Source organism: Bifidobacterium commune, from assembly GCF_900094885.1.
Lineage (GTDB): Bacteria > Actinomycetota > Actinomycetes > Actinomycetales > Bifidobacteriaceae > Bifidobacterium > Bifidobacterium commune.
In genome coordinates, this window is sequence record NZ_FMBL01000003.1 from 208,904 (window position 1) to 221,762 (window position 12,859).

Annotated in this window: 8 protein-coding genes; 4 read left to right on the forward strand and 4 right to left on the reverse strand. The window is 51.7% G+C overall.

The annotated features are described in order from the left end of the window. Window positions 1-346 precede the first annotated feature (346 nt). Entirely contained in the window at window positions 347-3,052 is a 2,706-nt protein-coding gene (locus tag GA0061077_RS06195; protein WP_234696544.1) for an RICIN domain-containing protein, read from the forward strand. Window positions 3,053-3,215: 163 nt separating this feature from the next. Here GA0061077_RS06195 and GA0061077_RS06200 read toward each other — a convergent pair whose 3' ends face one another. Then, a complete protein-coding gene (locus GA0061077_RS06200) occupies window positions 3,216-4,163 on the reverse strand; it encodes a glycosyltransferase family 2 protein (RefSeq protein WP_091848171.1) in 948 nt (315 codons plus the stop codon). A 131-nt stretch (window positions 4,164-4,294) separates the two neighbouring features. Here GA0061077_RS06200 and GA0061077_RS06205 point away from each other — a divergent pair, with 131 nt between their 5' ends. Then, window positions 4,295-6,328, forward strand: coding sequence for a DUF6020 family protein (locus tag GA0061077_RS06205; RefSeq protein WP_091848072.1), 2,034 nt, complete (start codon window positions 4,295-4,297; stop codon window positions 6,326-6,328). A gap of 169 nt (window positions 6,329-6,497) precedes the next feature. On the opposite strand, the gene GA0061077_RS06210 is transcribed toward GA0061077_RS06205, so the two are convergent. Continuing rightward, window positions 6,498-7,616, reverse strand: a complete 1,119-nt coding sequence (locus tag GA0061077_RS06210) for an acyltransferase family protein (protein ID WP_143249628.1) — start codon at window positions 7,614-7,616, stop codon at window positions 6,498-6,500. A 245-nt stretch (window positions 7,617-7,861) separates the two neighbouring features. Here GA0061077_RS06210 and GA0061077_RS06215 point away from each other — a divergent pair, with 245 nt between their 5' ends. After that, window positions 7,862-9,553, forward strand: a complete 1,692-nt coding sequence (locus tag GA0061077_RS06215) for a glycosyltransferase (protein ID WP_091848074.1) — start codon at window positions 7,862-7,864, stop codon at window positions 9,551-9,553. 1 nt (window position 9,554) lies between these two features. Continuing rightward, the gene (locus GA0061077_RS06220; protein WP_091848075.1) at window positions 9,555-10,490 is read left to right on the forward strand and encodes a glycosyltransferase family 2 protein; all 936 of its coding nucleotides are present in this window, start codon (window positions 9,555-9,557) and stop codon (window positions 10,488-10,490) included. A 128-nt stretch (window positions 10,491-10,618) separates the two neighbouring features. Here the strand turns inward: GA0061077_RS06220 and GA0061077_RS06225 are convergent, their stop codons facing one another. Continuing rightward, window positions 10,619-11,905: an ABC transporter ATP-binding protein gene (locus GA0061077_RS06225; protein WP_091848172.1), complete on the reverse strand. Its 1,287-nt coding sequence runs from the start codon at window positions 11,903-11,905 to the stop codon at window positions 10,619-10,621. 40 nt (window positions 11,906-11,945) lie between these two features. Continuing rightward, window positions 11,946-12,773 (reverse strand): ABC transporter permease, encoded by an 828-nt coding sequence (locus GA0061077_RS06230; RefSeq protein ID WP_375773986.1) that lies wholly within the window; start codon window positions 12,771-12,773, stop codon window positions 11,946-11,948. Between the last annotated feature and the right edge of the window lie 86 nt (window positions 12,774-12,859).

The following is a 12,859-nucleotide window of genomic DNA, read 5'->3' on the forward strand; positions in this document are numbered from 1 at the left end:
ACACTGATTGTATCGACGCAAGTTAGCCATTCGTGATGGCTCAGGCCGTGGCGTAAGGTGTCTTTTCAATCGACGAAGTGACCACAAATAACGTGGGCGTTGTTCACTTTGATGTGGGTCGGCGGCGAAGTGTCATGATTTTGCTAATGTTTTGTTGCGGCAGGAATAGAAAGGGCGATGTTGTATTACTCTTGCAAGGGATGTCATGTTTCGTCTTGAAAGCGTGCTGCTGCCTGATTGAAAATAGACGATGCGCTAGGCGTGGCGGACAACGATGATGATTCGTCGGGGAACTCAGGTGAAGAGTGCGGGCAGTTTTCGGCCTTGTGTCCCGGCATACGACGAAATGAAGGGCATGAATATGCAGGGCAAGATGGTGGCTTGGGTCGTTAAGGGCACGTCCGTGCTGACTGCTTCAGCGCTGGGAATGGCGCTTACGGTGATACCGGCGGTTGCTGCGACGGATACGAATTTGAGCGGCTTCGATGCAGCTGGTATCGAATCGCAGTCCTACAACTCGGGTACCGATGGACGATTTGGGAATAAGGATCAGGCCAAGACCATTGGCAATCAGAAAATGGTGGCGAACGTCGAGGCGTCGAAGGATGCGATGCCGGACAATCCCAGCCAGCGGCTGCCGGACAAGGTCAGTACCGCAGTGCCGGACGACGCGACGGTGATCTCGAAGGATTTGGCCGCGACCAAGGACGGCCAGGTCAAGGATCTGAAAACCGGCGAGGTAGTGACGGACCCGAAGTTGGTCGGAACCGAAGATACTCCGCCCGATCCGCTGGAGGTGACTGGCGGCAGGCGATTTATTCCTGTTGACGCTAGTGAGGTCAAGGAAGCGGTCGGAAAGAATGACGGCGATGCGAGTGCTGCCGCTGATGCCGGTGCCGCCGATTCTGCGGCTACTCCGTCGAAGGCAACGGACAAGGGCAACGTGCACACCGCCGCTTTGCAGAACAACCAATATGGCGCTTACTGGGGTCGGCACAACAATACGCAGGCGTTCTTCGAACGTGGTGGCAACCTGTTTGTCCAGCAGGCTAAGGGGGTCGTCGATGTCTCAGAACACCAGGGCGGGATTGATTGGCAGACTGCGAAGAATTCCGGCGTCGAAGGTGCCATCATCCGCATCGGCTTCGGCTGGGGCAATCGTATGGACCGTCAGGCAGCGCGCAATGTTAGTGAGTGCAAGCGACTCGGCATCCCGTTCGGCGTCTATCTTTATTCGTACGCTTACGACAACAATTCAGCACGGGCTGAGGGCAATGACGTTGTCAACAAGCTCCGTCAACTCGGTGTGAGTCCTGGTGATCTTACCTTCCCCGTCTACTACGATCTTGAACGTTGGTCGTGGACGGGGCACACGCCGCCGACCAATCCATGGGTTTACGACGGCATGGTCAACACTTGGTACGGCTGCCTGCAGAGCAATGGCTACAACAATCTATCCATATATTCCTACACCTCATACCTCAATACATCGTTGAACACGGGCAACATCCGCGCCAAAACCCGCTGGGTGGCAAGCTACGGTTCCCGCACCGGCTTTGGTTTCTCCTCCAACGATCGCGCTTGGCAGTACGCCGACAACGGTGGTATCAAGGGCATCAACGGCAACGTCGATCTCAATGCGTTTGGGAATTACAGCTATGTTTCAAGTGCCGCTGACATCAGTGGCCATCGGGCTGCTTCTCTCCCCAACGACACCTATTACATCAGTTCGTTGCTTAGGGATTCTGCCGGCTTGGATATACCCGGCGGTTCAGGTACCAACGGTGCAAAGATTCAGCTTTACGATGCAAATCAGACTGCGGCGCAGCAGTACAAGCTGACGCGCCACGGCGATGATGGCACGTATGAGATTCGTAACGTTAACTCTGGCAAGGCGCTCGATGTTCCTAGCGGGAACGCCTATCGAGGTGCCTCTGTCCAGCAATGGGATCCCAACGGTTCAAATGCCCAGCGTTGGTATTTGCGCAACACAGGCCAAGGCGGTATGTATATTCAGTCCAAGTTGGGCAACTTTGTCCTTGACCTGCCCTGTGCTCGGACTGGCAACGGTACTGGTCTGAATTTGTGGGAGCCTAATTACAGCCAGGCCCAGCAGTTCCTGTTCAGTACGGTGGTTGATTTGCCCAGTGAATACTTGCGTTTCTCCTCTGTCATCAACAGCAGCGCTCTGATGGATGTTTCGGGTGCCTCTGAGTCTAATGGCGCACGTGTGCAGATGTATGCGTTCAATGATACGGATGCGCAGAAGTTCCGCCTGCGCTTGGTCGGCAACTCGATTTATGAGATTATCAATGCCAATTCTGGCAAGGTGGTTGATTTGTCTGGTGCTTCGGTGGAGAATGGCACCCGAATCCAGCAATATACTCGCAACAACACCTGTTCGCAGCATTGGCTTGTCCGTCAACAGGGTGTCGGGCAGTACTCCTTCTATTCAGGATGTGCTGCCGATAAGGTGATCGATATTCCTTCGGGCTGGGCGAAGAACGGTGTGGGGTTGCAGATTTATGATGGCAACGGCTCCGCTGCGCAGAAGTGGTGGTTGACGCCTGTCAAGACGAGTTGGCAGTATGCCGATGATCTCGCCGCGGCGCATCGCTCGGAGATTGCAGACGGTGTCTACAGCTTCGGTTCCAAGAACAGGTCGTCGCAGGTTCTGGATGTTTCTGGTGGCTCACTAGGCAATGGCGCACGCGTGCAGCTCTACGGTCGTAATGGCAGTGGTGCTCAAAGTTGGCGAATCAGCCACGATTCGACTGGGTATGTCACGCTTACCAATACGCAATCAGGCAAGGCTTTGGACATCCCCGGAGCGTTGGGTAAGGCGGGTGTCGCTTTGCAGCAGTACCAGCCCAACGACACTCGTGCCCAGAAGTGGATTGTCGTTAAGGATGGCGATGCCTATAAGTTCATGTCCGCCACGGATACAAACCTGGTGCTTGACATCAGTCGCGGTTTGACAGCAAACGGTACGGCTCTCCAGCTTTACTACAACAACGACACTGGCGCACAGCGTTGGGTTTCGGTGAAGTAATCATCGTTGTCCGTAGTGGTCAAAATGATTAGCTGCGGCTCTTGGCTGTCTAACCGAGGTAAGACGAGATTGGGGTGTTCCGGATTCTTCCGAAATACCCCAACTGCTATTCCGCAGAAACTCCAAATATCCCTGCGAGGTCACTTTTTATGCCGGTGAGCGATCACTTCGTAAGGTCGCGCCGAAGCAGTGAGAACTTGTTAGAGTCCAGAATGAAGGTTTTTCGCTCGTTTTTGGCGATGACGTCAAGAATGATGCCGGTGATGATCAGCAGTAGTCCGGCAATCACGAGCATCACCGCGCCGATAAGCGTGGGGAAGCGCGCGACCATTCCTGTTTTCCAGAAGTCAAACATCACGCTTAGCAGGAATCCCAGTCCTATAAGCGATACCGCGCTTCCGATGCCTCCGAAGAATGGCAGTGGCTTGTACTCGCGAATCATCTGGAAGATGGTCTTGAGCACTTTGACGCCGTCGCCCACCGTATCGAGCTTGCTCACTGATCCCTCGGGCCGATCTCGGTACTGAACAGGCATTTCATAGATGCGCAAGTTGTTGTTGAGGCTGTGAATTGTCATTTCGGTTTCGATCTCGAACCCGTGTGAAAGAACCGGATAGGTCTTGACGAATGTAAAGGAAAATGCCCGGTAGCCAGTCATAATGTCATGAACGTGCGCGCCGAAGAGGAAGTTGATCGAATCACGTACGAGACGGTTTCCGAAATTATGGAAGGGTCTTTTGTTTTCTTCGAAGTAAGTGGAGCTCAGACGGTCTCCGATTACCATGTCATAACCTTCGGTGATTTTCTGGACCATTTCCAGTGCCGATTCTGCCGGGTACGTGTCATCTCCGTCAGCCATCACATAGACGTCGGCGTCGATGTCCTGAAACATGGCGCGAATGACGTTACCTTTGCCCTGTCGCGGTTCCGTGCGTACTATGGCCCCGGCCGCCTCAGCGATTTCGGCTGTTTTATCGGTAGAATTGTTGTCATAGACGTAAATGTCTGCTTGCGGTAACGACTGTTTGAAGTCGCGGACAACTTTTCCTATGGTGACCTCTTCGTTGTAGCAAGGCAGAAGAACAGCGAGAGTCTGATGAATATTCGGCATATTGACCACTATACTGAATAGTCCTCCCGAGAGCATAGAAAATTCTATGTTTCATGCTACTTTGTCAGTAATATCGCTATTTTTTAGAAAGTCATTAAACCGGTTTTGCTTATGTTTGAGGATGGGTCGTTATGGAGCAGGAAATGACCGACGAATATTCTGAGAAGGCAAATACGGGTCTTGCCCTGCTCAGTATCGTCATATCCCTCTTTGCCGCAACGCTGACAACCGTCATTGTACTGCCGGGGCTGGGGTCGGTTCAGCAAGGTTCCGATCTTCATGAAATATTGAATTCTGCCATCGCCGGTGTTGCCTCGGCCGGGGCGTTGACCACGTTCATGGTATGGGCGGGTTGTGTTTATCTGTATTGTTCTGGGATCAAGGCGTTTGTTCTGCGGTCAGTGTATGAACGTTGCATATTCGCCGTGGTCGCGATCCTGCTGTCCGCAACGGTTTGCTTTACCGGTACTTGGGCCAGTCTGGATGGTGAAAATGCCGGATATCCTTGGTATTCCAACGGTATGTATCCGTTCGGCAGGCCAGCGTTTACCGGTTTCTTTATCGTGAGGTTGCTTGCGGTCGCTTCGTTGCTGCTGATGGTCTGGGCGTTGATTGTCGCCATGATCGAGCGGTGCGGTGGCAGTGGTGCGGAGCTTTTCCAATTTTCCGGCAAACTGCGGGGTTCGAAAGTTTTGGCTGTTGCAGACTGGCTGAAGCGGTATGTGACTCCTTTGCGCTTGAATGTGCGTAGGGTTGCGACGTATACAGCGTTGGTGACGGTTTGCTGGCTGCCAATTCTTTATATCAACGGTCCAGTGATCGTCAACATCGATACCGTACTCCAGCTCATCCAAGGCCGCGGTTCGAGAATTTGGGACCCGATGACCATGCAGTGGCTTGACGGATACGCGCTGCAGGATCATCACCCTGTTCTCGATACTCTTATTTACGTTGCTTTTGACCGGTTCGGGCTACTTATGGGGCATGAGATTGTGGGCCTACAAGTTCTTGTTCTGCTGCAGGCGATGGTCACCGCGTTTGCCGTTGTTCTAAGCCTTGCTTGGGTTTTCAGCCGGGTAAAAGTGCCTGGTTTGGTTCAGATGTGCTGCGTTGTTTTCGTGATTGTTGTTCCGACATTCTCCACGGTTTCCACGATTATTGTCAAAGACAGCACGTGGGCGCCCCTGTTCCTGTTGTGGGCGATCACCTTCGCAGAATTTATTTATCGCAAACAATCGGAAATGCCGGTGAGCTGGAAACTCGTCGCTTTGCTCATTGTGCTGGCTGTTTTCGCCGGACTGACCAAGAAGACCTCGATCTATATCAGCACCGGAGCCACGTTCCTGGTGTTGATGTTCATGAGTGGGCGTCTCAAGACTTTGGTTGCCACGTTGGTGCCCGCAGGAATATGTGTGGTGTTGATTCCCGGTCTGTTGTTTCCCGCGTTCCGCATCGCTCCCGGCGGCCCACAAGAGCCGTTGGCCATGCCAATTCAGCAGGTCACCAAAGTGCTGATCGATCATCAGGACGAGCTGTCCCAGGAAGATCTGCAAGTCATCTCGAAAGTTATAAACGTCAATAAAGCCAAGGAAAACTGGAACCCGGTAAGTGCTGATTTCGCCAAGCATTATGGCTACAAGCCTTCAGCAACCAAGGCGGATAGGTCGGCGTTCGAAAAGTTGTGGGTGATTTTAGCGTTCCGTTACCCTGGCTCCTATGTTGACTCTATATCCTATGTACGCAATCCATTCGTTCTTGGTGAGACGTACTACCAAACTGGTCCCGTCAAGTGTGGTTGGGAAGGTTCGGGCACGAATAATGTTGAGGTGCTCCCCGGGTTCGAGAGCTGTACGTTTTCCGCGCAACAGAACCGTCTGGGCAGGCCCTTCGTCAATGTGATGAACCGAATTCCGCCGTTCTCGCTGCTCGGAGCCGAAGTGCTCTACGTTGTATGGGTTCCGTTGCTGGCATTGGCGTTGGTTATTGTACGCAAGCGTTGGAAGTCCTTGCTGTATTTCTCGCCGGTGCTTATGCAACTTCTGGTGCAGTTCATGGTTCCTTCGTACCAGAACCGTTACACGCTCGGTTTGCTGTTCACGGTGTTCCTGACCATGTCGATACCGTTCCTGAATCCTGAACGAGCAGAGAAAAGCATCAGTCGGTGAACATCGCCGAAGATGCCGAGACTGTCAACCCCCTAAAACCGTCGAGTAGCATCTGGCGGTACTTGGATTCGGCGAATAATATATGAGACTCGAAGGGGGTGTCCCCTCCCCGGAACCTGGAGTGGCCGAAAAGATCGAGTAGTGAAAAAGATGTGCAAACCGGCGAATCTCAGTGTGCAAACACGAGTATTCTGCGTTCCAGCGGATGCATGATAAGGGTGTCAATCAAGAACGCGATTAACGATGTTGTCACGTAGACAATCAGTACACAGGCCACCAAGAGCAAGCCCTTTGACCACATGGAGTTCGGCACGGGGACTATCCTAGTTACAGCCGGCCAAATGAGGCGGTATAAAAACATGTTCTCGTGCAGTAGGTAGACGCCGAACGTCGAAGCGGCGAGCTTGAGCGTGAATGTCTGGATGCCTTGCGGGACGCTTGTCATATTAACTCGGTTGACCAGAATGAAGATCGCTGCGCCGATGATCATGGGAATGGATTGGACTCCCGGTCGTGCTTGGCCACGCCAGCCAAGCAGCATCACCAGACCGGAATCGCTCATTAAGACATGGTTGAAAAGAACAAGAAACAGCGTCGAACCGATGATGGCTAACCACAGATAGCCGGTTTTCAACAATCGAGTGTGTTGATCGCCGTATTTGCGAATCCATCCGCCAACCATGTAGCCGAGAATGGCATACGTAACATCGTTCCAACCTCCAACGCGCCCGAAGAAAATCCCCCAGATTCCGAACATGGCCAGAATTGCGATGAATGCGCCTATATAATGCTCTGAGAGATTGTCAAACAGAGTGTTGAGGAACGGTAGGAGCAACAGCATGCAGATATAGGCGGTGATGAACCAGTATGTACCATAGAAGAACGGTGTGATGATTGCGAACGCGGTGCGGATCAGGTCGTCTCCATGGAACAGCTCGGCGATATCTGACGGAAGGATTGTTAAAGACGAGGCAATCGTAATTGCCGCGAGAACCAGCGCGCCGTAGCAGAACATCTGGAACCAAGTTTTAAAGATGCGTGTCCAATTGAATGTCTTATTGACGAGGAAAAACCCGGAAATGATGAAGAAGATGGATACGCCCACTTGTCCGTATTGCACGATCAGGTAAGTTAGCGAAGATTTCCATCCCGGTTTGTAAATGGATTCATGATCTGCATTAAGCAACCAAGTGATGTGCAGCATCCCGTGACATGCCACAATCAGTACCATCGCAAAAATACGAAGTATCTCTATGTTCAGATTGCGTACCCGTTTAGTTTTTTCCAAGATTCCTCATTGGTTGTTGTGAATCGACTATGGCGTATTCGCTATTCGTTACAATACCTTCAGGCTGGTATAAATCGAACAAGCTAGCAGGTGAAAGAAGACCGGTTTACGGCCTGGGCGATAGTTGCGGAGAAGAATGCATATTATGCTAGATTGTGTTTAGATATATAGATAGTGCGAAGTATTGGTATTCATATTTCGTATAGCAAACGGTTTTTAAATGCCTTCTAGTATCATCGTTAGTTATGTGTGATTTTTTCAGGATTTCGGCAGGCGATCAGGCCAAGCTTGACTCGCTGAGTGAACGGTTGCGGCGTCTCGTTGTGGGATCGATAAATTACAACGCATTGATTCAACCGGGCAGAACCCTTGTTTTCCGCTTGTATATGGGCGAGAAGTGGCAATATCCGAGGTTGACAGATTTGACTACGCTCAGCGGTCTGTTGACTCGAGACGAGGGTCTGGAGCCCTTCGAAGAGTTGACGGTCACCTCGACAGTTTCTCCGCTTTCCGCATACCCTCCCCAGTACTTTGATGGGCACGATCAGATAGTTGACACTGGGGTTCGTTATCTGTTGCTCACCCCCGATGACGCCACCGACAAGGATGTGGAACAAAAGCATCCTAATGATAGTGCGAAATCGAAGCTCTATGACATCCTTGAATTGTCTGCGCCGTCCCAGTTCGATGTATTCCGGGATACCAAGCGTAGCATTCGCGAATATCTCAGCAAGAAACCAATAGAACCATGGATTCCGTCGACGGTTGAAAAAGAGAACGCTTCACCGCACCGTCATCATCCAGTCGTCGAGATTAAACCTGGTGAGGCTCCCGCTGGTTCGCCGAAGGCCGTCATCATCGCGATGCACTGGTTCCAGGCAGGAGGTGCGGAACGTTGGGCCTTGGAGACCGTTCGATTGGTGAAAGAAGCGGGTCTTTACCCGGTCGTCATCACCGATAGGGATGGGCATCAGCCATGGATCAATCGTCCTGAATTCGATGATGCGTTGCTGCTACCGCTTACAGCCCCGTTGCAGGAGCGCCCTGGTGATGCACCACTGCTGCGTGCGCTCTTCGAGCATTTCGACATCAAAGGAGTTCTGATTCATCATTCCCAATGGATGTACGACCGGGCATGGTGGGTTAAGAAGTACTTCCCGCAGACTGAAATCATCGATTCTTTGCACATTGTGGAGTATTTCTTCCGCGGCGGTTATCCCCACGAGTCTGTTATGCGCGATAAATGGATTGATCTTCATCATGTCATTTCGCCCCAGTTGCAGCACTGGATGGTTGACGTTCATCATGTCAACCCCAAGAAGGTTGTGGTTGCTCCATTGGTCGGTTTGACTGCAGACCATGAAAAGGCAACATTCAAGACAAGAGATACCAGCAAGCCCCTTACTGTAGCTTTTGTTGGGCGTATGGTTCGTCAGAAGCGCCCCGAGGCGTTCATTCTTACGGCCCATGCGCTGCAGCAGGCATATCCAGGTAAGTTTAAGTTCATTATGCAGGGCAACGGCGATATGGATATCTTCGCCGATACGCTGATTGAGCGTTATGGTCTCGGCGAAGTTCTAGAAATGCGTCCGATGACAACGCCTGTGGCCAAGACTTATCAGGATGCCGATGTGTTGCTGATTTCCTCGATCAACGAAGGTATAACGCTTACGACCATCGAGGCGCTTTCGGCCGGTATTCCGGTGATTTCCGCCGATGTTGGCTCACAGTCCACGCTGGTGCCGAAGCAGGGACTGTTGCGCCGTATGACTTCGAAGATGGTTCATGACGCCAAATCGGCGCTGGTGCATCTGGCCAATAATGAAGATGACCGTAAACAACTGTGGGCGCTTGAGGAGAACCGATTGGAGAAGTTCTCGCAGCTCGAGCCCGCGGATCACCTGTTTGCACGAACGTTAGAGGGGTGGAACAAGTAAGATGGCTGAAGACAAGCGGAAAATAGCCGCGGTGGTAGTTACCTATAACCGCCTTGACAAACTGAAGACCGTACTGCGTTGCATGGAAGAGCAGACCCGTCTGCCTGAGCAGCTCATCATCGTCAACAATGCCGCCACCGACGGCACCGACCAGTACCTGGCGGAATACAAGGCGAATTTCAAGTTTGCTGACAAGATTCAGCTTGACATCGTCACACTGCCAACCAATGAAGGCGGCGCAGGCGGATTCTCTGCCGGTATGCGTCGTTCCTACGAGCTGGGTGCCGATTTTGCTTGGATCTTCGATGATGACGGTTATCCGGAACCGGATGCGTTGGAGAAGTTGGTGGACGGGTACGATGCCGCTTCCGCAAAGCTGGGCACCAACATCCCGTTCGCGTGCTCGTTGGTCAAGTTCATTGACGGTAACATCTCGGAGATGAACAACCCCATGACCACGTGGGATTGGGGCCGCTTGATGGCACAGGGTCTCAACATTGCTTTGGTCAGCCGCTGCTCGTTCGTCTCTGTGCTCATTCCGCGCTGGGTGATGGAATCCTACGGTCTGCCGTACAAGGAATACTTCATTTGGTTCGATGACGCTGAATACACCATCCGTATCACTGACGGCTGCCCGGGCATCCAGGTTATGGACAGTGTCGTGTTGCACGATATGGGTTCAAACAAGGGTGTCAACTATTCGATGATCGATGAAAAGAACATTTGGAAATTCGAATATGGCGCACGCAACGAGGGTTCCTATCACCTGCATCACGAAGGCATGTACCAGTACTTGCGTTTCTGCGCGATGGTGATGAACCATATGCGTCGCGGAGGTGTTGCGAAACCGCTGCAGAAGAGGATTTACAAGAAGCTCATCGAAGCATGGAACTTCAATCCGAAAATCGACTATCCGCAGGTTCCAGTCAAGGACTGAACGTTTTACTGACGCGGCCGCGATGACGAACGTCATTGAAGATCGGCCGCCGATACGAAGAAGGGTTCTGAAATCCTATAGCGATTTCAGAACCCTTCTTCGTATCGGTGTATTTGCCGTTAAAAGACTTAACGCGGCGAACCGACTTGGGAGATTTGCATAACCCGGTCGTTGATTAACGCGTAATCCTTGTTTCTGGAGTCTCTGATGGCGAACGCGCACGAATTTGCATCGTTGGTGAACGCGACCATGTCCGTGATTTCGGTGTTTTTCTTGGACAGCGTACGCAACGAGGCGACCAGTCTGAAATCGCCGTTGTTGAACAGGTTGAGGGGCAGCTCAAACTCAACGGTTCGATGGCCGTGCTCCGTGTATTTCAGTCTTTTTTCACCGGTGTCGAACGCCACGCCGCCACGCCGAAGATCGTGCAGTGCGATGGCGAGGTAGAAATCTTCAGCCTCGTTGAACTCGTATTCCACCTCGAAGCGGAACGTGTCGGAGCTCTTGCATATCTGGCTAGAAAGCGGCTTTACCTTCAGTAACGGGCAACGGCTGTTGAGGCCGTCTGCATATTCGCCTTTGCGCAGTTGGGTTTCTTTCTTTTCCACCTGAAGGTTTTCAAGAGTGTATTGATTGGCTGCTTCCTCGGTGTTGCCGTTGACGATGACGTCGCCATTCTTAATGAGAATGGCTCGGTTGCAGTACTTTTTTACGGAATCCATGCTGTGGGTGACGAGGATGACTGTCTTGTTCGGGTCCTTTTTCACTTCGGCGAAATAGTCGTCGCATTTCTGCTGAAATGCCTCGTCTCCGACAGCAAGCACCTCGTCAAGTACAAGGACGTCGCCTTGGGCTTTGATGGCTACGGAGAAGGCCAAACGAACCTGCATGCCGCTTGAATAATTCTTCAGCTTTTGGTCCATGAAGTCATCAAGTTCGGCAAAATCGACGATGTCGTCGTACATGTCCTCGATTTCCTCTCGGGTGAAGCCCAACAGGGCACCGTTGAGGAATACGTTCTCACGGCCGGTCAATTCTGGGTTGAAGCCGACTCCGAGTTCGATGAACGGCACCAGTTTTCCCTTGACGTTGACTGTGCCGGCATCCGGTACGTAGATACCGGAGATGATTTTCAGCAGGGTTGATTTTCCGGACCCGTTACGGCCGACGATACCGAAAAAGTCGCCGCGGTGGACGTCGAACGTAATATCGTTGAGTACCTGCTGTTTTTTGTAGCCCTTGATACCTTTGGTCCAGTTGATAAACGCCTGTTTCAGACCGCTCGCTTGCTCGGTGGGGAGTTGAAAATACTTGCCGACGTGATTGACCGAAAGTACCACTTCGGGGCTTCTTGAAGAGTTGCTTGAAGCTCCGATAAGCGAGGAATCGTCACGAGTGTCTGATGAGTTGGTCATGGAAACCATTGATTTTGAAGAAGTCATGGTGGTTCGCCCCTTACATGATTTCCGCAAATTTACGGCTGTGCTTGCGGAAGACATACACGCCAAGGATCAGGAATATGACCGAAAGGGCATACGGGATAAGGCATATAAGCGGGTTGTTAACTTCGTTCCAGATAGTCTGAACATTGTGGGGATCTACAAGATTGTGCCGCGCATCTTGGAACGTCTGGGCTATCGGACTCAGAAGCATGATTTTGGAGATGATCGGGTAATTGTTCTTGACCATGGAAAGCGGGTAAATAATAGGCGTCGCATAGAAGATAATCTGACTGATGACTTCCCAGATATGCAGAATGTCACGGAAGTGAACATATATCGTGGAAAGCAGCAGAGCGCAGCCTAAAGCGAAGATGTAAAGCTCGATGAGGTTGAATGGCAGGAGAAGCACGCGCCAGGTGAACTGTGCTCCGTTGAGTATGGCGAACATCAGAATGACGACGAGGTTGATGCCCAGGCTGATTAGGGCTCCACACGTTGCGGAAACAACGATAACGTAGTTGGGGAAATGGATTTTCCTCAGGATGTCACCGCGGTCGACAATGGAACGAAGGCCGGTTCCGGTCGCTTCGGCGAAGAACTGCCAAAGGCAGTTGCCCATCAACAGAACTACCGGGTATTGCGGTGTGCCGTCAGTGAAGTGCAGGAAGCGTACAAACACCATATACATGATGCCGAACAGCATGAGCGGTTTGATGACCGACCAAGCAATACCAAGGAACGAACCCTGATAACGCAGCTTGAAATCGGTTTTCACCAGCTCGTTCAGAACGACCCACGAATAGTGATATCGATCCTTGAGATTTTTGGCTAATGTCTTCACAAAGCCCATAGTTTAGCAATGACCGTGGGCTTATTCGCCGATAAAGACCGTTCTGCATAAGGTTTACGCACTTGTGCCGTTTTGTC